The organism is Ottowia sp. (genome assembly GCF_035444425.1).
GTDB lineage: Bacteria > Pseudomonadota > Gammaproteobacteria > Burkholderiales > Burkholderiaceae_C > Ottowia.
On sequence record NZ_DAOMOQ010000030.1, the window covers coordinates 1 to 23058 of the forward strand.

Annotated in this window: 22 protein-coding genes; 11 read left to right on the forward strand and 11 right to left on the reverse strand. The window is 68.3% G+C overall.

The window, feature by feature from the left end:
• Window positions 1-150: 150 nt before the first annotated feature.
• From PK606_RS11790 to PK606_RS11820, 7 genes are all read right to left on the reverse strand, one after another.
• On the reverse strand, window positions 151-813 hold the full coding sequence (locus tag PK606_RS11790) for a DsbA family oxidoreductase (RefSeq protein WP_324564166.1): 663 nt from the start codon (window positions 811-813) through the stop codon (window positions 151-153).
• A 12-nt stretch (window positions 814-825) separates the two neighbouring features.
• Window positions 826-1320 (reverse strand): MarR family winged helix-turn-helix transcriptional regulator, encoded by a 495-nt coding sequence (locus tag PK606_RS11795; RefSeq protein WP_324564168.1) that lies wholly within the window; start codon window positions 1318-1320, stop codon window positions 826-828.
• 78 nt (window positions 1321-1398) lie between these two features.
• Window positions 1399-3132: a tannase/feruloyl esterase family alpha/beta hydrolase gene (locus PK606_RS11800; protein ID WP_324564170.1), complete on the reverse strand. Its 1734-nt coding sequence runs from the start codon at window positions 3130-3132 to the stop codon at window positions 1399-1401.
• A 220-nt stretch (window positions 3133-3352) separates the two neighbouring features.
• Window positions 3353-4234 (reverse strand): alpha/beta fold hydrolase, encoded by an 882-nt coding sequence (locus PK606_RS11805; RefSeq protein ID WP_324564172.1) that lies wholly within the window; start codon window positions 4232-4234, stop codon window positions 3353-3355.
• Window positions 4235-4306: 72 nt separating this feature from the next.
• Entirely contained in the window at window positions 4307-4714 is a 408-nt protein-coding gene (locus tag PK606_RS11810; RefSeq protein WP_324564234.1) for an RNA-binding S4 domain-containing protein, read from the reverse strand.
• Between the two features lie 65 nt (window positions 4715-4779).
• Window positions 4780-6189 carry a sensor histidine kinase gene (locus PK606_RS11815; protein ID WP_324564174.1) on the reverse strand — a complete coding sequence of 470 codons (1410 nt, stop codon included), beginning with the start codon at window positions 6187-6189 and terminating at the stop codon, window positions 4780-4782.
• Window positions 6186-6866, reverse strand: a complete 681-nt coding sequence (locus PK606_RS11820) for a response regulator (RefSeq protein WP_324564176.1) — start codon at window positions 6864-6866, stop codon at window positions 6186-6188. The genes PK606_RS11815 and PK606_RS11820 overlap by 4 nt, the downstream gene beginning before the upstream one ends.
• A gap of 125 nt (window positions 6867-6991) precedes the next feature.
• On the opposite strand from PK606_RS11820, the gene PK606_RS11825 reads away from it, so the two are divergent.
• From PK606_RS11825 to PK606_RS11835, 3 genes are all read left to right on the forward strand, one after another.
• Window positions 6992-7963: a Bug family tripartite tricarboxylate transporter substrate binding protein gene (locus PK606_RS11825; protein ID WP_324564178.1), complete on the forward strand. Its 972-nt coding sequence runs from the start codon at window positions 6992-6994 to the stop codon at window positions 7961-7963.
• Window positions 7964-8081: 118 nt separating this feature from the next.
• Window positions 8082-8642 (forward strand): tripartite tricarboxylate transporter TctB family protein, encoded by a 561-nt coding sequence (locus PK606_RS11830; protein WP_324564180.1) that lies wholly within the window; start codon window positions 8082-8084, stop codon window positions 8640-8642.
• A 15-nt stretch (window positions 8643-8657) separates the two neighbouring features.
• Complete coding sequence (locus tag PK606_RS11835; RefSeq protein WP_324564182.1) at window positions 8658-10145, forward strand: tripartite tricarboxylate transporter permease; 1488 nt, start codon at window positions 8658-8660, stop codon at window positions 10143-10145.
• Window positions 10146-10234: 89 nt separating this feature from the next.
• On the opposite strand, the gene PK606_RS11840 is transcribed toward PK606_RS11835, so the two are convergent.
• Window positions 10235-10969, reverse strand: a complete 735-nt coding sequence (locus tag PK606_RS11840; RefSeq protein WP_324564183.1) for an ABC transporter substrate-binding protein — start codon at window positions 10967-10969, stop codon at window positions 10235-10237.
• 112 nt (window positions 10970-11081) lie between these two features.
• On the opposite strand from PK606_RS11840, the gene PK606_RS11845 reads away from it, so the two are divergent.
• The 8 genes from PK606_RS11845 to PK606_RS11880 all read left to right on the forward strand — a co-directional run bounded on the left by PK606_RS11845 (window position 11082) and on the right by PK606_RS11880 (window position 20009).
• Window positions 11082-12596 (forward strand): sigma-54 interaction domain-containing protein, encoded by a 1515-nt coding sequence (locus PK606_RS11845; RefSeq protein WP_324564185.1) that lies wholly within the window; start codon window positions 11082-11084, stop codon window positions 12594-12596.
• Window positions 12597-12767: 171 nt separating this feature from the next.
• Window positions 12768-13952 (forward strand): substrate-binding domain-containing protein, encoded by a 1185-nt coding sequence (locus tag PK606_RS11850; protein WP_324564188.1) that lies wholly within the window; start codon window positions 12768-12770, stop codon window positions 13950-13952.
• A 114-nt stretch (window positions 13953-14066) separates the two neighbouring features.
• Complete coding sequence (locus tag PK606_RS11855; RefSeq protein WP_324564190.1) at window positions 14067-14840, forward strand: ABC transporter ATP-binding protein; 774 nt, start codon at window positions 14067-14069, stop codon at window positions 14838-14840.
• Entirely contained in the window at window positions 14837-15562 is a 726-nt protein-coding gene (locus PK606_RS11860; RefSeq protein WP_324564192.1) for an ABC transporter ATP-binding protein, read from the forward strand. Before PK606_RS11855 ends, PK606_RS11860 begins: the two co-directional genes overlap by 4 nt.
• A gap of 22 nt (window positions 15563-15584) precedes the next feature.
• The gene (locus PK606_RS11865) at window positions 15585-16580 is read left to right on the forward strand and encodes a branched-chain amino acid ABC transporter permease (RefSeq protein WP_324564194.1); all 996 of its coding nucleotides are present in this window, start codon (window positions 15585-15587) and stop codon (window positions 16578-16580) included.
• Window positions 16581-16737: 157 nt separating this feature from the next.
• Window positions 16738-17817: a branched-chain amino acid ABC transporter permease gene (locus tag PK606_RS11870; RefSeq protein WP_324564196.1), complete on the forward strand. Its 1080-nt coding sequence runs from the start codon at window positions 16738-16740 to the stop codon at window positions 17815-17817.
• 23 nt (window positions 17818-17840) lie between these two features.
• Window positions 17841-18737, forward strand: a complete 897-nt coding sequence (locus PK606_RS11875) for an alpha/beta fold hydrolase (RefSeq protein ID WP_324564198.1) — start codon at window positions 17841-17843, stop codon at window positions 18735-18737.
• A 141-nt stretch (window positions 18738-18878) separates the two neighbouring features.
• Window positions 18879-20009: a homogentisate 1,2-dioxygenase gene (locus tag PK606_RS11880; protein ID WP_324564200.1), complete on the forward strand. Its 1131-nt coding sequence runs from the start codon at window positions 18879-18881 to the stop codon at window positions 20007-20009.
• 77 nt (window positions 20010-20086) lie between these two features.
• Here PK606_RS11880 and PK606_RS11885 read toward each other — a convergent pair whose 3' ends face one another.
• The 3 genes from PK606_RS11885 to PK606_RS11895 are packed head-to-tail and all read right to left on the reverse strand — an operon-like array spanning window position 20087 to window position 22953.
• Window positions 20087-21073 carry a TRAP transporter substrate-binding protein gene (locus tag PK606_RS11885; protein ID WP_324564203.1) on the reverse strand — a complete coding sequence of 329 codons (987 nt, stop codon included), beginning with the start codon at window positions 21071-21073 and terminating at the stop codon, window positions 20087-20089.
• A 36-nt stretch (window positions 21074-21109) separates the two neighbouring features.
• Entirely contained in the window at window positions 21110-22387 is a 1278-nt protein-coding gene (locus PK606_RS11890) for a TRAP transporter large permease (protein ID WP_324564205.1), read from the reverse strand.
• Window positions 22384-22953: a TRAP transporter small permease gene (locus PK606_RS11895; protein WP_324564208.1), complete on the reverse strand. Its 570-nt coding sequence runs from the start codon at window positions 22951-22953 to the stop codon at window positions 22384-22386. Before PK606_RS11895 ends, PK606_RS11890 begins: the two co-directional genes overlap by 4 nt.
• Between the last annotated feature and the right edge of the window lie 105 nt (window positions 22954-23058).

The window sequence follows — 23058 nt, forward strand, 5'->3', positions numbered from 1 at the left end:
GACTTGGACAGAAGATGTGAACATTTGTTCCCTAAATTACTGACTTATGAGTAATGCGCCTGTGCGTCAGCTATCGAAACAGGAGTATCCGGCCGACTTGGGCCGTGCGACGTGGTGCCGTCGCCACAGCCGCCGGTAACTGGACGCCGATCAGTCCGTCTGCGCGATCCTGCGCAGCGCCTGCTCGAACACCTCGGGCGGCTGGCCGCCGGAGATCAGGTGGCGCTCGTTGATGACCACCGCCGGCACCGAATGGATGCCGGCGCGCTGCCACATCGCCTCGGCCTCGCGCACCTCGGCGGCGAACTCGTCGCCAGCCAGGATCTCGCCTGCCCGCGCCATGTCCAGCCCAGCCGTGGCGACGGCGGCCAGCAGCACCTCGTCGTGGTCGACGCGCTCGCCGCGCCCGTGGTAGGCCTCGAGCAGCGCCCGCTTGAGCGCCGTCTGCGCGACCTCGCCCTCCAGCCCGGCCCAGTGCAGCAGGCGGTGCGCATTGAAGGTGTTGACGATGCGCCCGCGCCCCTCGGGCCGGAAGCTGAAGCCCACGGCGGCACCGCGCTCACGGATCGCCGCGCGCGTCTGCGCGAACTGCGCCGGCGAGCCGCCGTACTTGCGCGCCAGGTGCTCGTCGACATCCTCGCCCTCGGGCGGCATGTCGGGATTGAGCTCGAAGGGCTGGAAGTGGATCGTCGCCTGCACCGCGTCGGCGCTGTTCTTCAAGGCCTGCTGCAGCGAGGCCAGGCCAACCGCGCACCAGGGGCAGGCGATGTCGGAAACGAAGTCGATCTTGAGCGGCGTGGGCTGGGCGGACATGGCAACGGACTCTCAGTCGGTCAGATAGATGCGCTGCAACAGCGCGATGAGCTGCGCGCGCTCGGCCGGCGACAGCGTCGACGTGGCATCGATCTCGAGCTGTGCGGCGGTGGCCTCGGCGGCGCGCAGCAGGGCCTCGCCGGCGGCGCTGAGCTTCAGGCCCAGCGCCCGCCCGTCGTCGGGATGGGCCTCGCGCAGCACCAAGACGCGCTCGTCCAGCCGGCCCAGCAGGCGCACCAGGTTGGGCGGCTGCAGGGCGAGTTCGTCGCAGACGGCGCGCGAGGTGATGCCGGGGTTGTGGCCGATCAGGCTGAGCACCGAGAACTCGACCGGCTTGAGGTCGTGCACGGCCATGCGCTCCATGAACACGGCCATGATGGCCAGCGCCACACGCTGGGCGTTGTAGCCGACCAGCGTGCGCAGAAAAGCCGAATCGACTTCAGGCCGGCGCGCCGGACGTGCGCGGCCGCGCCTCCGGGCGTGGGCGGGCGCGGCAGGCGGCTTCATCCGGTTCATTGTGCCACCCGGCTCCCGCGCGCCGTCAGGCACCCGTGCCCGACCCTGCCGCCCGCATCAGCGCATCCGTCAGCGGCAGCTGTAGCTGGCCGCGTCCTGCGGATCGCCCGAGCCGTTGTAGCGCGCCACCTGGGGCCAGGCGCACAGCGGCCGGGTGCGTTGACCCCACTCGGCCGGCACTTCCGCATTAACCACGTTGGCGCCCGGCCCACGTGCGGCGGCGAGGATGCGATCGGGCGCATCGCCGTGCTCGACCCAGTTCACCAGTGAGGTCAGCGCATCGAACTGGTCGGCCGACGGCCCGCCCGAGCAGTGGTTCATGCCCGGCACCAGGAACAGGCGCGCGAAGTCAGCCGCCTCGCCGCCGTTGGCCTGGTTCAGCGCGTCGTACCAGCTTGCGCTGTCGCTGGCCGAGAAGATGCCGTCGGCGACGCCGTGGTACACGAGCAGCTTGGCGCCCCGCTCGCGCAGCGTTGACAGGTCGGTCGCGTGCGGCGGCGTCATGAACGCCCAGGACGACTCGGCATAGGTTGGCGTGGTGGCGAAGATGCGCTGGTAGCCGGCGTCGAGGTCGTAGTCCAGGGCGTACTTCAGACCCGTCGTGGCCAGGAAATCCGCCCGCGCCATCGGCGGCGTGTTGAAGATGAAGGCGACGGCGCCCGGATCGCGCTCGGTCGCCATGGCGTAGTGCCACAGCGCGTAGTTGCTGCCGGCGACACCCGGATCCCAGGGGAACGGCGCGTAGATCGCCTGCCCGCCGGGCGTCACGGCGCCGGCGAAGACGCGGGCCAGCGTGTCCTTCTGCGCCTGCGTCAGGCAGCTGCCGTCGCGCGCGCCGCTGCAGCTCGGCACGTCGGCCTGGATGTCGAACGCCGCCTGGCAGGCGGCCTTGTCCTGCACCATGCCGTCGGCCACGCCGTCCAGCGCGTCGCATCGGGCGGCGATGCGGCTGCCCAGCAGCGACCACTCGGCGGCGGTGACGGCGGACTTCACGTCCGGCAGGCCGGCGTCATTGCCGCTGGCGATGGTCTCGCTGGCGACGGCAGCGTACTGCTTCACCTTCCACAGCTGCGCGACCGCCGACTTGGGCAGGTGCATGCCCGGCGCCCCGGCCAGGAAACCGTCGTACTGGTCGCCGTAGCGCGCCGCCGCGACCAGCGCATGACGGCCACCGTTCGAGCAGCCGCCGATGTACGAGCGGTCGGGTTCGCGCCCGTAGGCCGCCTTGACCAGGTTCTTGGCCATCGGCGTCAGCGCGCCGACCGCGGCGTAGCCGTAGTCGGCACGCGCCTGCGGATCGAGCCCGAAAAATGGCGCCGGCGGCTGGTGTCCGGCGTCCGAGCTGATCACGGCAAAGCCCATCGTCAGCGCGTTGCCCAACGGCGCGCCGCCGCCGGTGGGGCCGGTGGCGGTGACGATGCTGCCGTCGATGCCGCCGTTGGCCTGGTAGAAGTAGCGGCCGTTCCAGGCCGTGGGCAGGCGCATCTCGAAGCCGATCGCATAGCTCTTGCCGTCGACGGCGCTGGTGCGGCGGTTCATCTCGCCCTTGACCAGGCAGTGCTCGGGCGCGGCGGCCGCGCCGGCGATGGCCAGCTCGCCGGCCGGCACCAGCACGGCCGAGCTGTAGGTGGTGTTACTGAACACCGCCTTGGCGGCCAGGTCGGCGCAGCTTTGCAGGGTGCCGGGTCGGGCGGCGCCCAGTTGCGGCAGGCTCGAGCCACCGCAGGCCGACAGCAGCAGCGCGGCCGCAGCAGCGGCGCCGACCCAGGCTGCGCGCGCGCCGAACGTGGGAATGTGGTCCATGTGGAATGTCTCCTGATCTTGTTGGATGCGCCGGTCTTCATGAGCCTGGCGCAGGCTGTAATTTAGTTGTATTTGATAACTACTTCATGCGGGAAAACCCGATGATTGGGCACCCGAGAACGCACGGCCGGGTATCTCGGCTGCGTCGATTCGGCGCCGCGAGACACGAACGCGGGCCGCGTGCCCAGGCAACGCACCGCGCCGGTGCTGCTGGGACTGATCAGGCCTCGTGCAGGGCTGCGTGCAGTGCGGCGCCGAAGGCTTCCGGCGCCTCGAACTGGACCCAGTGGCCGGCGCCGTCGATCAGCTGCAGGCCGCGGAAGTCCGCTGCCGCGGCGGCATAGGCATCGGCGAGCTGATGGATGTACTCGCGGTAGATCGCATCGTGCGCGCCGTAGATGGCGTGCACCGGCACCGGCACCTGTGGCAAGCGACGCGCCAGGATGTCGGTGTGCGCCAGCCGCCGGCGCTGCAGGCGGTCGCGCTGCACGTTGGCGATGTGCACTTCCAGCGCCAGGCCATCGATCAGGTCATGGTCGTGCAGCATCAGCACGCCCAGGTTGTGACGGTGGACCTCAGCCTGCTCCTGCGGCGTCTTCAGGTGGCGCCAGGCCTTGAGCTCGAACTGCCGGCCCGGCACCACGCCCATGGCCGGCGCGCCGACCAGCACCAGCCGGCGCGCCAGCGCGGGGTGCGCCGCCAGCAGCAGGCCGGCGGTCATGCCGCCGAAGGAGAAACCCACCAGATCGACCTCATCGCCGCCGAACAGCTGACGCAGGCCGGCCGCCAGCGGCTCGACCATGACATCGGCATCGCTCCCACCAGGCGGCGGATCGGACTCGCCGAAACCCGGCAGGTCCACGGCATACACGCTGCGGCCGGCGTCGACCAGCGGCAGGATGTTCCTGACCCAGTGCGTCCACGAGCCGCTGCCGCCGTGGAACAGCACCAGCGGCGGCGCGCCCGCATCGGGCCCGGCATCAGGCTCCCAGGCATGCCAGACCAGTCGGCCGCTGCCACACGGCGTGGTCAGGCGGCGTGCCCGCGCCAGGCGCGCACGTTCAGCCAGCGGCAGGAAGGTGGGAACGGTGATGTCATGCATGGGAAAACGTGCGGGCGTCACTGCCGGCGGCGGCACCGGGCCAGGTCAACGCCGACCGATTGTGTCACCCGCTCATTCGTCGAGCGAGGCCGACCAGCGCGCGCCCCAGTCACCACGCCGCTGCTCGTCCAGGACCCGCCGGTCGCGCTTGGTCGGCCGGCCCTGCTCGATCGCGTGCGCCGGCTCGGGCGCCAGCCGGCGCGCGGCGGCGGCCTGCTCGCGCGCGGCGATGCTCTCGGGCGTTTCCTCGTAGAGCTGCTGCGCCACCGGCGCCGGCCCGCGCATCGGGTTCAGGGCCCGGACGATGACGCTGCGCGTGATGAAGCCCTGGCGCAGGGTCAGCACGTCGCCCGGCCTGATCTCGCGCGACGGCTTCACGTTGCTGCCGGCCAGCAGCACGCGGCCGCGCTCGATCTCGTGCACCGCCAGCGCGCGCGTCTTGTAGAAGCGCGCGCACCAGAGCCATTTGTCCAGGCGCATCGCGGCGCCGTGCGCTTCGGGATCGGGCTCGCCCCAGCTGCGGCTGGCACGGTCGGCTTTGGAACTCATTCGATCGGCAGGGTGACGATGGCATCGAGGCCGGCGACCCGGCCATTGTGCGCGCGATTGACGAGTTCGATGCGGCCGCCCAGCGCCTGCACGATCTCGTGGCAGATCGCCAGCCCGAGGCCAGAGCCCGAGCCGTGCGTGCCGGCGCTGAAGGGCTGGAACAGGCGCTGGGCGAGCTCGGGCGCGATCCCCGGTCCGCCGTCGGCGACGGTGAGCCGCGCCTGGCTCCCGACCCGCTCCAGCGTGATGCCGAGCAGCCCGCCGGCCGGCGTGTACCGCACCGCGTTGTGCAGCAGGTTGCGCGTGAGTTCGCGCAGCATCCATTCGTGTGCCGGGAGCGTCACCGGCGCCGCCTGCAGGCTGAAGTCCAGGCCGTGTTCGGCGATCAGCGGCGACAGCTCGAGCGCGACGTCGCGGACCACGGCATCGAAGGCGGTGGCCGATGCGTCCGCCTGCTGCCGCAGCTGCGCCACCTTGGCCAGCGCCAGCATCTGGTTGGCCAGCAGGGTGGCGCGATCCACCGTGTCCTCGATCTCGGCCAGCGCCTCGGCTGGCGGCAGGTCGCCGCGCCGCGCCGACTGCACCTGCGCCTTGAGCACCGCCAGCGGCGTGCGCAGCTGGTGCGAGGCATCGCGCACGAAGCGCTTGCGCTGCGCCAGCATCTCGCCATGGCGCTGCATGTGGGCGTTGGTGGCGGCGATCAGCGGCTGCAGCTCGCGCGGCGCGTCGGGTGCAGCGATCGGGCGCAGGTCGTCGTCGGGCCGATCCTGCACCTCGCGGCTGAGGCGACGCACCGGCCGCGTGGCCAGTTGCACCACGCCGATCGCGGTGGCGGCGATCAGGGCGATCAAGGCGGCCTGGCGCACCAGTGTGTCCCACAGGATCTGGCGCGCCAGTGCATGGCGGATCTCCAGTGTCTCGGCCACCTGCACCACCGCCATGCCCTTGCCGGTGGTGCGGGCCACGGGCTGCAGCAGCACCGCCATGCGCACCGGATCGCCACGAAACTCGCCATCATAGAAGTCGACCAGCGCCGCGTAGGGCGGCCGCACCGGGATCTCGCCGCGCCACATCGGCAGGTCTTCGTAGCCCGACAGCAGCACGCCCTCGCGGGTGGAGATGCGGTAGGCCATGCGGCTGCGGTGGTCGGCCTCGAAGGCCTCCAGCGCCGCCGAGGGCACCTGCGCCTGCAGCCGGGCGCTGTCGCCCTCGCCGCTCACGTCGAGCCATTCCCCCAGGCTCTTGGCCGAGGCTAGCAGCGTGCGGTCGTAGGCGGTGTGCAGCGCGCCCAGCGCCTGGCGGTACAGGCTCCAGGTATTGAAGCCGACGATCAGCACCAGCGGGATCAGGATGCCGAGCAGCAACTGCCGCCGCAGCGAGCGAGCGCGGACGCGCGCCGGCTTCACGGGCTGGCTCGCATCAGGTAGCCGAGGCCGCGCAGCGTGACCAGCTCGAGCCCGGTGTCCGCCAGCTTGCGGCGCAGGCGGTAGGCCACCACCTCGATCGCCTCGTAGCGCACCTCGGTCTCGCCGGGGAACACCTGCTCGAACAGCCGTTCCTTGGCGACCGCCTGGCCCGGACGTGCCAGCAAGGCGTGCATCAAGGCCAGCTCGCGCGGCGTGAGGTCCATCGGTACGCCATCGCGGTAGATCGCGCCGCCATCGCGCCCGTAGCGGATGCGGCCGATCTGCATGCCGCCGGCGGGTGCCACATCCGGCTCCGGCGTGCTGCGGCGCACCAGCGCGCGCAGGCGGGCCTCCAACTCATCGAGGTCGAAGGGCTTGGCCAGGTAGTCATCCGCCCCGGCGTTCAAGCCCAGCACGCGGTCGCCCACCGTGCCGCGCGCGGTCAGCACCAGCACCGGCGTGCGCAGGCCCTGCGCGCGCGCCTGCGACAACACCTGCAGCCCATCCATGCCAGGCAGCGACAGATCGAGCACCACCGCGTCGGGCGCGCTGCCGGTCCAGCGCCGCAGCGCCGCCGCGCCATCGCCAACCGCAGTCACCGAGAAGCCGCGCCGCGCCAGCGTGCGCAGCAGTGTCGCCTGCAGCGCAGCATCGTCTTCGACCACCAGCAACCTCATCGGCACCACGATACCGCAGCCGCGACGACACCAGAATCAAGGGTAAACCCCAATCGCCGGGACAGCCAATTGACAGCCCCGATCACCATCATCGAGCCGTTCCCATCCATCCGAGGAGACTTTCCATGCGACGCGACACCTTCCTGAAGACCCTGGCTGCCCTTGCCGCCACCGGCGCACTGCCCGCAGCCTGGGCGCAGGCCGGGGCCAACCTGAAGATGATGATCCCTGCCAACCCCGGCGGCGGCTGGGACACCACCGGTCGCTCGCTCGGCAAGGCGATGCTGGACGCCAAGCAGGCTGCCACGGTCACCTATGACAACAAGGGTGGCGCCGCCGGTGCGCTCGGCCTGGCGCCGTTCCTGGCCGGCGCCAAGGGCGATCCGAACCAACTGATGGTGATGGGCGCCGTGATGCTGGGCGGGCTGATCACCAGCAAGTCGCCGCTGAACCTGATGCAGGCCACGCCGCTGGCGCGCCTGACCACCGAGTACAACGTCTTCGTGCTGCCCGCCAATTCGCCGCACAAGACCATGGCCGACGTGATCGCGCAGCTGAAGAAGGACCCCGGCAGCGTCAAGTGGGGCGGCGGTTCGCGCGGCGCCACCGAGCACATCGCGGCGGCCATGATCGCGCGCGAGGCGGGTGTCGACCCGAGCAAGATCAACTACGTGGCCTTCCGCGGCGGCGGCGAAGCGACCGGCGCCATCCTGGGCGGCAACGTCACGATCGGTGGCAGCGGCCTGTCGGAATTCGCCGAGTACATCAGCACCGGCAAGATGAAGGCCGTGGCCGTGACCAGCGGCGAGCGGCTGGACAGCGCCAAGGACATCCCGACGCTGAAGGAACAAGGCATCAACGTCGAGATCGGCAACTGGCGCGGCGTGTTCGGCGGCCCCGGCATCAGTGCCGCGCAGCGCAAGGGACTGATCGATGCCATCGTTGCCACCACCAAGTCGGCGTCCTGGCAGGACGCCCTGAAGAAGAACGACTGGACGCCGGCGCTGCTGACCGGCGACGAGTTCACCAAGTTCGTCGAAGCCGAGTTCGCCAACCTGCGCGACGTCATGACCAAGGCCGGCATGATCGCCAGCTGATGGCCGATCCGCGCGCCGATCCGCACCCGGTCCGCGCGCAGCCAGCAACAACCGGGCCCACAGGCAGCTGCCGCCACCAGCGGCGGCGCTGCCGCATGGTGCCGGAGGAGACCCCCGAATGAGCAGTCCGCAACCCAATATCCCGCTCGATCTGCGGCCCGACCATCCCGATCCGGCGCGCCCTTCGCGCAAGACGCTGCGGTGGGAAACGCTGGTCAGCGCCGGCATCATCGGGGTCGGCCTGATCCTGGCCGTGGGCGCGATCGACATCCCGTCCGAGGCCGGCTACGGCGGCGTCGGCGCCAACTTCCTGCCCTGGGTGGTGGCGATCGCGCTGATGGTCTGCGGCGCCATCCTGCTGTGGCACGCGCGCACCGGCGGCTACCGCGAGATGGAGGAAGTGCCCGGCGACGAGGACCCCGACTGGATGGCCTTCGCCTGGGTGTCGGCCGGTCTGCTGCTGAACGCGGCGCTGATCGAGACCATCGGTTTCGTGCTGAGCTGCACGCTGGCCTACGTACTCGCCGCGCAGGGCCTGCGGCGCACCTTCAACAAGCCGCACGACACCTGGCTCGTCGACATCGCCAGCGGTCTCGTCATCGCGGCGCCGGTGTTCTGGCTGTTCACCAAGTTCCTGGCCATCAACCTGCCGGGCCTGACCTCCAGCGGCTGGATCTAAGGAGGGGAACGCCACATGGACACCTTCGCCCTGCTCATCGACGGCTTCGGCACCGCCCTGTCCGTCACCAACCTGCTGTGGGCGCTGTTCGGCTGCGCCCTGGGCACGGCAGTCGGCGTGCTGCCCGGCATCGGCCCCGCCACCACGGTGGCGATGCTGCTGCCGATCACCACCAAGGTCGACATCACGGCCTCGATGATCTTCTTTGCCGGCATCTACTACGGCGCCATGTACGGCGGCTCGACCACCTCGATCCTGCTCAACACGCCGGGCGAGACGGCCAGCCTGGTCACGGCCATGGAAGGCAACAAGATGGCCAAGAGCGGCCGCGCCGGCCAGGCGCTGGCGACCGCGGCCATCGGTTCCTTCGTGGCCGGCACCATCGCCACCGTGGTGGTCACGCTGTTCGCGCCGGTGCTGGCGGATTACGCCGTCAAGCTCGGTCCGCCCGAGTACTTCCTGCTGATGGTGCTGGCCTTCACCACCGTCAGCGCGGTGCTGGGCAAGAGCACGGTGCGCGGGCTGGCTGCCCTGTTCGTCGGCCTGGCGATCGGCCTGATCGGCATGGACCAGATCAGCGGCCAGCCGCGCTACACCGGCGGCAAGCCCGAGTTCCTGGACGGCATCGAGATCGTGCTGGTGGCGGTCGGCCTGTTCGCCGTGGCCGAGGTGCTGCACGCGGCGCTGTTCGAGGGCAAGATCGTCGAGACCCAGAACATGCTCACGCGCGTGCACATGACGCGGCGCGACTGGCGGCGCAGCGTGCCGGCCTGGCTGCGCGGCGCCGCCATCGGCTCGCCCTTCGGCATGATCCCGGCCGGTGGCACCGAGATCCCGACCTTCCTCTCCTACGCCACCGAGAAGAAGCTGGCCAAGGGTGAAGACCAGGCCGAGTTCGGCACCCGGGGCGCCATCGAGGGCGTGGCCGGCCCCGAATCGGCCAACAACGCCACCGTGACCACGGCGCTGATCCCGCTGCTCACGCTCGGCATCCCGACCAGCAACACCACCGCCATCCTGCTGGGCGCGTTCCAGAACTACGGCATCCAGCCCGGCCCGCAGCTGTTCGAAACCTCGGCCGCGATGGTGTGGGCGCTGATCGCCTCGCTCTACATCGGCAACATCATGCTGCTGGTGCTGAACCTGCCGATGGTCGGGCTGTGGGTGAAGCTGCTGAAGATCCCCAAGCCGCAGCTCTACGCCGGCATCCTGATCTTCGCCACCGTGGGCGCCTACGGCATGCGGCAAAGCGCCTTCGACGTGTTCCTGCTCTACGTCATCGGCGCCCTGGGCGTGATCATGCGGCGCTTCGACTTCCCGACCGCGCCGGTGGTCATCGGCATGATCCTGGGCCCCCTGGCCGAGGCCCAGATGCGCAACGCGCTGTCGATCGGCGAGGGCAAGTGGACGGTGTTCCTGGAGCGGCCGATGTCGCTGACCCTGCTGATCATCATCGCCGCCGTGCTGATCCTGCCACGCGTGCTGGGTCGGCGCCGCGCATGAGCTGCGGCGATCGGCCGGCGCCAGCGTGAAGCCGACCGACCGACTCGGAAGGCGTGAAGAATGCGCATGGCGGATTCGCTCACGCCTGCTCAGGCCGGCGGCGCCACCGAAGCGCCCTGGATGCCGTGCCTGGCCAGCGCTTCGGCAACGAAGCCGCTGGCCTTCTGGCGCTCGACATAGGCCGCCAGGAAGTCGGCCGCCTCGGCACCGCGCGACTTGCCGACGCCCATGGCCTGGCGGATCACCATGAAGCGGCCCGGCAGCAGACGGTGGCCGAGAAAGCGCGCCTGATCCGCTTCAAGCTGCTGGCGCACGCCGGCGGCGACATCGGCGCCCTGGCGCACGAACTCCTCCACCACGGCCTGCGAGTTCGGTGCGCGCACGATCGCCGCCGCCTTCAGCTCGCGCGTCAGGAACAGGTCGTAGGCACTGCCCTTGCCGACCATCACGCGGGTGCCGGCGCGGTCGACCTCATCGTTGGACTGCAGCGGCGATTCATCCCGCACCAGGTAGCTGCCCTCAATCAGCACGTAGGGCGCGGTGAAGGCGATGTGCTCGCCGCGCTTGGGGTCGATGGCGAAGAAGCCGATGTCGGCGCGGCCCTGCTCCAGCGCCTCGACCGACTTGCCGGCGGCGTCGAACACCAGCAACTCGATCGCCACGCCCAGCGCCTGCGCCAGTTCATTGGCCAGGTCGATCGAGACGCCGAAGGGCTGGCCGCTGGCCGGATCGCGGTTGGCCAGGATCGGGTTGCCGAGGTTGATCGAGGCACGCAGAGTGCCGGTGGGCGCGAACGCCTGGACGATGGCGGAAGCGATGTTCATACGGGAAGCCGGCAAATGACTGGTGGGCGGGGCACGCCCGCGACGACAGGCGCGCAATGGAATGTAGCCGACTGCCCGCCCTCCACTGCCTGCGGCAAAGCTAATATGCAGCATGCCCAGCAGCGCCGCCTCGTCCAGCCTCGCCGCATCCGATCTGCCGCGCGACGTCGCCTCGATCCTGGAACTGGCCGCGCGCTCGATGTTCGACCTGTTCGCCAGCGCCAGCGAGGGCATGATGCTGGTTGACCGCGACGCGCGCGTGGTGTGGATCAACGACCAGTACCGGCGCTTCCTGCCGGCGCTGGGCTTCCAGCGCGAAGAGGACTTCGTCGGCCGTGCGGTCTCGGACGTGGTGCAGAACACGCTGATGCACCAGGTGCTCAAGACCGGCAAGCCGATCCTGATCGATCTAATCACCAACCGTGCCGGCACCTTCGCCGTCAGCCGCATTCCACTGCGCGACGACAGCGGCGAGGTGATGGGCGTGCTCGGCATCGTGCTGTTCGACCAGACCTCCAGCAACCTGCAACCGCTGCTGGCCAAGTTCGCGCGCCTGCAGCAGGACCTGGAGGAGGCCCAGCTCGAACTGGCGGCGCAGCGCAGCCAGCAGGGCGATGGCCGGCGGCAATCGAAGTACACGCTGGCCAGCTTCATCGGCTCCAGCCCGGCGGCCAGCGAGGTCAAGCGCCAGGCGCGCCGCGCCGCGAAGTCGCACAGCCCGGTGCTGCTGCTGGGCGAGACCGGCACCGGCAAAGAGCTGCTGGCACACGGCATCCACGCGGCGTCGCCGCGCGCCGCGCAGCCCTTCGTCAGCGTCAACATCGCCGCCGTGCCCGACACACTGCTGGAGGCCGAGTTCTTCGGCGTCGCACCCGGCGCCTACACCGGCGCCGACCGCAAGGGCCGCATCGGCAAGTTCAAGCTGGCCGACGGCGGCACGCTGTTCCTCGACGAGATCGGCGACATGCCGCCCGGCCTGCAGGCCAAGCTGCTGCGCGCGCTGCAGGAGGGCGAGGCCGAGCCACTGGGCAGCAACCAACTGGTGCCCTTCGACGTGCGCGTGATCGCCGCCACCAGTCGCGACCTGCCGGCGCTGGTACGCGCCGGCCAGTTCCGCGAGGACCTGTACTACCGCCTCAACGTGCTGCCGGTGCGGGTGCCGCCGCTGCGCGAGCGGCGCAGCGACATCCCGGCGCTGATCGAGATCCTGTCCGAGGACATGGCGCACCGCGGCAATCCGCCGCCCGAGTTGGGCCGCGGCGCCATCGCCCTGCTGGCGGCGCAGCACTGGCGCGGCAACATCCGCGAACTGCGCAACGTGCTCGAGCAGGCCGCGCTGCGCACCGACTCCGACCGGCTCGACACCGACGCGATGGAAGCACTGTTGCGCCAGTCCGGGCTGGCGCAGGTGCAACCGGCGCTGCCGCCCGAGCCTGCGCCACCCGACTCGGCGGCCTTGCTGCGGCCGCTGGGCGAACAGGTGGCCGAGCTGGAGCGGCGCGCCATCGACGCCGCGCTGCAGGCCACCCGGGGCAACAAGCTGGCTGCCGCACGGCTGCTGGGCATCTCCCGTGCGACGCTGTACGAACGCATGCGTGATCGCACCGCAACCTGGTTATCCGGATAAACCCTGATCATCATTCAGTCATTTGTCTGATTATCAGACATTTAATTTGTCTGCTTTTCAGTCAACTCTGCAGTGCATGTAGATAGACTCTATATGAATCAATGATTTACGTGTTGGCACGGATCATGCTTGCATATGCCTCACTCATTCCAGTGCTCACAGGAGACTCTCATGCAACGCCGCTCCCTCATCGCCCTCGCCGCCCTGGCTGCCACCGTCAGCGCCCCCGCGCTGGCCCAGTCGGGTGACATCAAGATCGCCCACGTCTACAGCAAGACCGGCCCGCTCGAAGCCTATGGCAAGCAGACCCAGGCCGGCCTGATGATGGGCCTTCAATATGCCACCGGTGGCACCATGACCGTGAACGGCAAGAAGATCACCGTGATCGAGAAAGATGACCAGGGCAAGCCCGACCTGGGCAAGAGCCTGCTGGCGGCCGCCTACTCCGACGACAAGGCCGACCTGGCGGTGGGCCCGACCTCCTCCGGCGTCGCGCTGGCAATGCTGCCGGTGGCCGAGGAATACAAGAAGATCCTGCTGGTCGAGCCGGCCGTGGCCGATTCGATCACCGGCGACAAGTGGAACAAGTACATCTTCCGCACCGGCCGCAACTCCAGCCAGGACGCCATCAGCAACGCGGTGGCCATGGACAAGGAAGGTGTCTCGGTCGCCACGCTGGCGCAGGACTACGCGTTCGGCCGCGACGGCGTGAAGGCGTTCAAGGACGCGCTCAAGAAGGCAAAAATAGTCCACGAGGAATACCTGCCGACCAACACCACCGACTTCACCGCCGGCGCCCAACGCCTGATCGACGCGCTGAAGGACAAGCCGGGCCGCAAGGTCATCTTCATCATCTGGGCCGGCGCCGGCAACCCGTTCAAGATCGCCGACCTCGACCTGAAGCGCCATGGCATCGAGATCGCCACCGGCGGCAACATCCTGCCCGCGATGGCGGCGTACAAAAACCTGCCCGGCATGGAAGGCGCCACCTACTACTACTTCGGCATCCCGAAGAACCCAGTCAACGATGCGCTGGTGGCCGCGCACTACAAGGAATACAAGACCCCGCCCGACTTCTTCACCGCCGGCGGTTTCTCGGCCGCGATGGCGATCGTCACGGCGCTCAAGCAGACCGGCGGCAACACCAATACCAACAAGCTCATCAGCACCATGGAAGGCATGAGCTTCGACACGCCCAAGGGCAAGATGACCTTCCGCAAGGACGATCACCAGGCCATGCAGAGCATGTACCACTTCAAGATCAAGAACGACCCGGCCTTCGCCTGGGGCGTGCCGGAGCTGGTGCGCGAGATCAAGCCTGAAGAGATGCAGGTGCCGATCCGCAACAAGCGCTGATCTTCCCCAGCCTGGGCGTTCGGCGCTGAGCACTGAGCGTGGCCCCGCGCGGTCACGCTCGGCGCCAGCATGGCTGTTCACGCCCAACACCGAACGCGATCGCGCAACGTCCACATGCTGGCAACCAAAGATCTCACCATCCGCTTCGGCGGCCACGTGGCCGTCGACCGCGTCAGCTGCGCGTTCGAGCCCGGCACGCTGACGGCGATCGTCGGGCCCAACGGCGCCGGCAAGACGACCTACTTCAACCTGATCTCGGGACAGCTCAAGCCCAGTGCCGGCACGGTCCACCTGGATGGGCAGGACCTGTCCGGCCTGTCGCCATCAGCCCGCACGCGCGCCGGGCTGGGCCGGGCGTTCCAGCTCACCAACCTGTTTCCCAACCTGCCGGTGCTGGAGAACGTGCGCCTGGCGGCGCAGGCCACGCTGGACGGCAGCCATCGGCGCGGCCTGAAGCTGACCAGCATTTGGAGCGACCACCGCAGCCTGACCCGGCGCGCGCTCGAGATCCTCGACTCGGTCGCGATGACCGACAAGCAGCACATGCCGGTGGCCAGCCTGCCGCACGGCGATCAGCGCAAGCTGGAGGTGGCGCTGCTGATGGCACTCGACCCCAAGGTCTACATGTTCGACGAGCCCACCGCCGGCATGAGCCACGACGAGGCACCGGTGATCCTGAACCTGATCCGGCAGCTCAAGCACGACAAGTCCAAGATCATCCTGCTGGTCGAGCACAAGATGGACGTGGTGCGCGAGCTGGCCGACCGCATCGTGGTGCTCACCAATGGCCAGCTGGTGGCCGACGGCGAGCCTGCCGAGGTGATTGCCTCGCCGGTGGTGCAGGAAGCCTACCTCGGCGTCTCGAAGGAAGACGAGGTGGCGGCATGAGCGACATCCTGCTGCAGCTCGAAGGCGTGCACACCCACATCGGCGCCTACCACATCCTGCATGGCGTCGACCTGGTCGTGCCGCGCGGCCAACTCACCATGCTGCTGGGGCGCAACGGCGCCGGCAAGACCACCACGCTGCGCACCATCATGGGCTTGTGGCAGGCGAGCAGCGGCCGCATCGGCTTCAACGGCCAGGACATCACGAAAAGCCACACACCGCAGATTGCCCAGATGGGCATCGCCTACGTGCCCGAGAACATGGGCATCTTCGCCGACCTGACGGTGAAGGAGAACATGGTGCTGGCGGCACGCAGCGCGGCCAGTGCGGCGCAGATCGACCAGGAGCGCCTGCAGTGGATCTTCAAGCTGTTTCCGCCGGTGGAAAAGTTCTGGAACCACCCGGCCGGCAAGCTCAGCGGCGGCCAGAAGCAGATGCTGGCCGTCAGCCGCGCCATCGTCGAGCCGCGCGAGCTGCTGATCGTCGACGAACCCAGCAAGGGCCTGGCACCCGCCATCATCAACAACATGATCAGCGCGTTCGAGCAACTCAAGACGAGCGGCGTGACCATCCTGCTGGTCGAGCAGAACATCAACTTCGCCAAGCGCCTGGGCGACACCGTGGCGGTGATGGACAACGGCCAGGTGGTGCACGCCGGCACCATGGCCGCGCTGGCGCAGGACGAGGCGCTGCAGCGGCGGCTGCTGGGGCTGGCCCTGTAGCAGCCGCACGCGGAATCACCCCATGAAATCGCTCGACATCGACGTCATCCCCCTGCTGCTGGTGCCCGTGCTGGCACTCATCGCGCTGCCGCTGATCGGATCCGGCTCGACCTGGCTCACGCTCACCGTGGCAGGCCTGGCGATGGGCATGATCATCTTCATCATCGCCTCCGGCCTGACGCTGGTATTTGGCCTGATGGACGTGCTGAACTTCGGCCACGGCGTGTTCATCGCGCTGGGCGCCTTCGTCGCCACCAGCGTGCTCGGCGCCATGAGCGACTGGACCCAGTCGGCCAACATCTGGCGCAACCTGGTGGCGGTGCTGCCGGCCATGGTGGTCGCGATGCTGGTGGCCGGCGCAGTCGGACTGGCGTTCGAGCGCTTCATCGTGCGGCCGGTGTACGGCAACCACCTCAAGCAGATCCTGATCACCATGGGCGGCATGATCATCGGCGAGGAGCTGATCAAGGTGATCTGGGGCCCGGCGCAGATTCCGCTGCCGCTGCCCGAGGGCATGCGCGGCTCCTGGCTGATCGCCATCGGATCGGATTCGGCGGCGGTAGAGAAGTACCGCGTGGTGGCGGTGATCGTCGGCGCCGTGGTGTTCGCACTGCTGGCCTGGACGCTGGCGCGTACCAAGGTCGGCTTGCTGATCCGCGCCGGGGTGCAGGACCGCGAGATGGTGGAGTCTCTCGGCTACCGCATCCGGCGCCTGTTCATCGGCGTGTTCGTGGTCGGGAGCGCGCTGGCCGGCCTGGGTGGCGTGATGTGGGGCCTGTACCAGCAGAACGTGATCCCGCAGATGGGCTCGCAGGTCATCATCCTGATCTTCATCGTCATCATCATCGGCGGCCTCGGCAGCACCACCGGCGCGCTGATCGGCGCCCTGCTGGTCGGGCTGATGGCCAACTACACCGGCTTCCTGGCGCCCAAGGTGGCGCTGTTCTCCAACATCGCGCTGATGGTCGCCATCCTGCTGTGGCGGCCGCAGGGCGTGTATCCGGTCACAGGTCGATGAAGACGGCGCCAGGACACAGCCTGAGCCAACAGGTATCTGGACGCGAAGCACGCGAAATGAAATTCCCATCCGACCAGCCTGAACCCGTTTTCGCGTCCTTCGCGGAATCTGCGCGCCCTTCGCGTCCGGCTGTTGTTGCTGTCCGACGAAACGAACCATGCTGAGCCGCCTGCTCTCCCACGACCTGCCGCGCAACCAGTTGCTGACGCTGATCCTGCTGGCGATCTTCGTCGGCCTGGCGCTGGCGCCGTTCCTGTTTCCCGGCGTCAAGGCGCTGAACGTCGCCGCCAAGGTGCTGATCTTCGTGGTGCTGGTGGCGGCGTTCGACCTGCTGCTGGGCTATACCGGCATCGTCAGCTTCGCCCACACCATGTTCTTCGGCATCGGCGCCTACGGCATTGCGATTGCCAGCTCGCGCATGGGCGCGGGCTGGGACGCGCTGGCCGTCGGCGTGGGCGGCGCGCTGATCCTGTCGCTGCTGCTGTCGCTGGCGATCGGGCTGTTCTCGCTGCGGGTGCGGGCGATCTTCTTCGCCATGATCACGCTGGCGGTGGCGGCGGCGTTCCAGACCCTCGCTTCGCAGCTGTCCGACCTCACCGGCGGCGAGGACGGCCTCACCTTCCGCCTGCCGGAGCTGCTGAGCCCCAGCTTCGAGCCGTTCGAAACCGAATTCCTCGGCGTGCTGATCGACGGCAAGATCATCACCTACTACCTGCTGTTCGTGGTGGCCGTGCTGCTGGTGCTGGCGATGCTGCGCATCGTCAACTCGCCGTTCGGCCGCGTGCTGCAGGCGATCCGCGAGAACGAGTTCCGCGCCGAGGCGATCGGCTACCGCGTGGTCGTCTACCGCACGCTGTCGTCGGTGCTGTCGGCGCTGTTCGCGACGCTGGCCGGCTGCATGCTGGCGATCTGGCTGCGCTACAACGGGCCCGACACCTCGCTGTCCTTCGAGATCATGATCGACGTGCTGCTGATCGTCGTCATCGGCGGCATGGGCACCATCTACGGCGCCGCGATCGGCTCGGTGCTGTTCCTGATCGCGCAGAGCTACCTGCAGGACCTGCTGCGCCTGGGCCACGAGGCCAGCGCCGGCATCCCGCTGCTGCCGCAACTGCTGTCGCCGGACCGCTGGCTGCTGTGGCTGGGCCTGCTGTTCGTGCTCTCGGTCTACTACTTCCCGGCCGGCATCGTCGGCCGCCTGCGCGCCGGCCGCGGCAAGCCGCCGGCTGCGCGGTGAACCGCGTCTTCCAGGACTTCCCCATGGACTTCACCTCCGAATACCTCAGCTGCGCCGGCCGCGAGATCCACTACACCGACTGGCAGCCCGCCTCGACCGCGCGCGGCACCGTGATCGCCTGGCACGGGCTGGCGCGCACCGGCCGCGACATGGACGAGCTGGCGGCACACCTGTCGGCGCGCGGCTGGCGCGTGATCTGTCCCGACACCGTCGGCCGCGGACTCAGCCAGTGGGCCGCCAGCCCGCGCGACGAGTACTGCCTGGCCTTCTATACCCGGCTGGCGCGCGAACTGATCGGGCAGCTCGGCATCGAGCGCTGCCACTGGGTCGGCACCTCGATGGGCGGCGCCATCGGCATGGTGTGCGCGGCTGGTTTCTTCGAGCCCGAACTGCACAAGCGCATCCTGAGCCTGGTGCTGAACGACAACGCACCGCAACTGGCCGAGGCGGCGATCGAGCGTATCAAGGCCTACGCCGGCAATCCGCCCGCCTTCCCCCGCGTGACCGAGCTGGAAGGCTTTCTGCGCACCGCCTACAAGCCGTTCGGCCTGCTGACCGACGCCCAGTGGCGCCGCCTGGCCGAAACCAGCACGCGCCGCCTGCCCGACGGCTGCGTGACGCCGCACTACGATCCGGCGATCGTCGAGCAGTTCATCCACTACCCCGACGACTACCTGCTGTGGCACCACTACGATGCGCTGCAGCTGCCGGTGCTGCTGCTGCGCGGGGTCGATTCCGACCTGGTGCTGCACGAGACCGCCGAGCGGATGAGCGTGCGCGGCCCTGGCGCGCGCGGCCAGCTGCGCTGGGTCGAGGTGCCCGGCTGCGGCCATGCGCCGGCGCTCAACGTGCCCGAGCAGCTGACCCTGGTGTCCGACTTCATCGAGCATTCCGAGCAGGCGGCCACACTCGCCGCCTGAGTACCCGACCCCCACCACCCCTGTTCGCAGCCGCGATGAGCGGACCGGCGACATGGTTATCCGCGCCCATGGGGTGCCGGATCAGCATTTGTCTCATATAAATCGGTTTCATCAATTTCTAACCGAGACGGAGACAAAGGCATGAAAAAGTACATCAGCTTTCCGCTGCGCGAGGGTATCCACACGCGCCAGGCGCATTGCGACATCCCGGACGGCCTGTACGAGCGCGAGCATGGGCGCAACGGCTTTTTCGGCCCGGCCAGCCACGTCCTGCACACCCACAAGCCGACCGGCTGGACCAAGTGGGAAGGCCCGCTGGAGTTGACCCTGCTCGATCTCAACAAGCTCGGCGACAGCGAGCCCTGCCCGTGGAAGGCGCAGCGCTTCATGCACAACGCGCAGACCCAGGTGCATTTCTGGAAGTTCGACAAGTCGATGCCCGATCTGGCCCGCAACGGCGACGGCGACATGATCCTGTTCTTCCACAAGGGCGAAGGCGACTTCTACTGCGACTACGGCCACATGACGTACCGCGAGGGCGACTACATCAACATCCCGCGCGGCACCATCTGGCGACTGGAGACCAAGGTGCGCAACGAGGTGCTGACCATCGAGGCCACCGAGGACCTGTTCGTGCTGCCCGAGCGCGGCATCCTCGGACACCACGCGCAGTTCGACCTGGCGGTGCTCGACACGCCCAAGATCGACGACGCCTACAAGGCCCAGTACAGCGAGAAGGAAACCCGCGTGCGCGCCAAGCGGCGCCAGCAGATCACCACCGTCACCTTCCCCTACAACTACCTCGACACCGCCGGCTGGCACGGCGACTGCGTGCCGGTGAAGCTGAACTGGCGCGACATCCGCGAACTGCTGTCCGACCGCTACCACCTGCCGCCGACGGTGCACGCCACCTTCCTGTCGAACACCATCATCGTCTGCACGTTTGCGCCGCGGCCGATCGAGAGCGACCCGGGCGCGCTCAAGGTGCCGTTCTTCCACAACAACGACGAGTTCGACGAGTCGATCTTCTACCACCAGGGCAACTTCTTCAGCCGCGACAACATCAAGCCCGGCATGTTCACGCTGCACCCCTCGGGCTTCCACCACGGCCCGCACCCCAAGGCCTTCGCGGCAGCGGCGGCCAACAACAAGGGCGAGCGCAAGTACACCGACGAGGTCGCGGTGATGATCGACTCGCGCTATCCGCTGGAGCTCGACGACGCCACCAAGGCCGTCAAGGTGCCGGACTACCTGGATTCGTGGAAGGAGTGAGGCGCGAACTCAGGTCGCCATGAGAAAGCAAGAAGGGGCGCCATGATGGCGCCCCTTTCTTGATCATCAGCCGATGATCACTTCTTCAGTTCGGCCTCGACCTGGTCGACCAGCTCCTGCCCGACGCTGGCGGCGAACATCTTCCACACCGGCTGCACTGCGTCACGCATGCGCTTGCGCTCGGCGTCGCTCACCTCGTTCACCTTGATACCACGGTCCGCCATCATCTTCTGCGCCGAGTCGGACTGCGTGCGCGCCACCTGGCGCTGATGGGTACGCGCCTCGACCGCCGCGTCCTTGAGGATCTTCTGCTGCTCGGGTTTCAGCTTGTCCCAGAACTGCTTGGACACCAGCGGAATGAAGGCGCCATAGCTGTGGCGCGTGATCGACAGGAACTTCTGCACCTCGTACAGCTTCAGCGCCGCGATCACGGCGTTGGGCGTGCCCTGGCCGTCGATGGTCCGCGTCTCCAGCGCCGTGTACAGCTCGGGCACCGCCAGCGGCACCGGGTTGGCGCCCAGCGCCTTGATGGTTTCCTGCGTGATCTTGGCCTGGATCGAGCGGAATTTCAGGCCGCTGAAATCCTCCACCTTGGCAATCGGGTGCTTGCTGTTGGTGGCGTTGAAGAAGCCGTTCTCCCAGTAGGCCAGGCCAACCAAGCCGTGCGCCGGCAGCGTGTCCATCAGCTTCTGGCCGATCGCACCGTCCAGCACCTTCTCGGCCTCTTCCGAGTTCTTGAACAGGAACGGAAAGTCGAGGATCTCGTAGGCCTTGATCATGCCGGTCAGCGTGGTGGTCTGCGGCACCGTGAACTCGATCGTGCCGCCCTGCAGCGCCGAGGTCACCTTGACGTCGTCGCCGAGCGCGCCGCCGTAGTAGGGCTTGATGTCGATGTCGCCGTTGCTCTTGGCCTTGACCAGTTCGACGAACTTGGCCACGCCCTGGCCCTGGTGCGACTTCTCCGGCAGCGTGACGGCGAACTTGCCGGTCACACTGGCGGCCCAGGCCGGTGCGCACAGCGCCGCCGCCAGCAGGCCCAGCGCGAAGGTGTTGCGAAGTTTCATGACAGTCTCCTTGGGTTGAAATGGGTGTAAGGCCTATTAACGCCACCACTCGGCCGGCACGATGACAAGCGCCGGAAACAGGATCAGCAGCACCAGCAGCGCCACCAGCGCCAGCAGGAAAGGCATGATGCCGCGCGTGGCCTCGGCGATGCTGACCTTGCCGATCGAGCTGATGACGTTCAGCACCACGCCGACCGGCGGCGTGATCATGCCGATCGAGCAGTTCATGATGAACACGACGCCAAAGTACACCGGATCGATGTCCGCCGCCTTCACCAGGGGCAGGAACACCGGCGTGAAGATCAGCACGATCGGGATGAAGTCGAGCACCATGCCGGCGAAGAACACCACCACCATCATCACCGCCATCAGCACGATCGGGTGGTCCGAAACGCTCTGCAGCCAGTCGCCGATCTGGCCCGAGATGTCGGTGATGGTGATCATGTACGACGCCACCATGGCCAGCGCCGCCAGCAGCAGCACCACAGCGGTGGTGCGCGCGGTCGACAGCAGGCAGTGGTAGATGCTGGCCAGGCTGAGCTCGCGGTACACCGCCAGGCCGACGAACAGCGCGTAGGCCGCCGCCACCACCGCCGACTCGGTCGGGGTGAAGATGCCGAAACGCAGGCCGCCGATGATGATCACCGGCAGCATCAGCGCCCAGCCGCCCTGCCCCAGCAGGCGCAGGCGCCGCGGCCAACCCACGCGCGGCGTGACCGCCACCTGCTGGCGCCGCGCCACCACCCACCAGGCCACCACCAGCACCAGGCCCATCATCAGGCCGGGCACGATGCCGGCCAGGAACAGGCGCGTGATCGAGACGTTGGCGACCACGCCGAAGATCAGGAAGCCGATCGAGGGTGGGATCACCGGCGCGATGATGCCGCCGGCCGCCATCAGGCCGCAGGCGCGTGCCGGGTCGTAGCCGGCCTGCCGCATCATCGGCACCAGGATGGCGGCCAGCGCGGCGGTATCGGCCACCGCCGAGCCCGACAGGCTGGCCAGCAGGATGCCGGCGAAGATCGCCACGTAGCCGAGGCCGCCGCGCAAGTGGCCGACGAAGGCGCTGGCCATGTCGACGATGCGGCGCGACAGCCCGCCGGCGTTCATCAGTTCGCCGGCCAGGATGAAGAAGGGCACTGCCATCAGCACGAAGTTGTCGGCGCCGGCGATCGCGTTCTGCACCACGATCTGGGCGTCGAACTGACCCGTGAGCAGCATCAGCGCCACGCCGGCGAACATCAGCGCGAAGGCGATCGGCATGCCGAGCCCGATCAGGCCCAGCAGCGAGCCCAGGAAGACCGCCGCGGTCATGAATTCGCGCGACCTGCCGGTCCCTTGGCGGCCTCATCCTCGTCGATGCGTTCGGCGAGGTCCTTGATCCGGTCGGCCAGGTCCTTGGTCAGCTCCTCGTCATCGCCGCGCAGCGTGCGCAGGATGTTGTGGCTGACCGGAAAGATCAGCGCGATGCCGAACACCAGGCCGACGCCGTACAGCCAGGCGTAGGAGATGCCCAGCACCGGGTAGCCGTTGCGCAGGTTGATCACGGTCTGCTGCCAGCCGCCGACGATGAAGATGCCGCAGCCGATCAGGATCAGCAGGCCGGAGAACACCACCAGCGCCTTGCGCAGGCGCGGCCCGGCGGCGCGCTGCAGGGTGTCGAAGCCGATGTGGATGCGCTCGGCCGAGGCCAGCACCGCGCCCATGAAAATCAGCCACACGAACAGCAGCCGCGACAGCTCTTCCGACACCGCGATGCCGGAGTTGAAGGCGTAGCGCAGCACCACGTTGCCGAACACCAGGATGCCCATGATGGCCAGGCAGATGACGATCAGCGCCTCGAAGCCACGCTTGGTCCAGCGCGCCAGCCGCTTACCCATTTCCACATCCTGCAAACCGTGTCCGCCTCATGCTTGTTCTCCTTTATCAGCAAGTATTGATTAAAAATCGTTTTCAACACTTGCCCAATGGGTTCTAACCCGGGC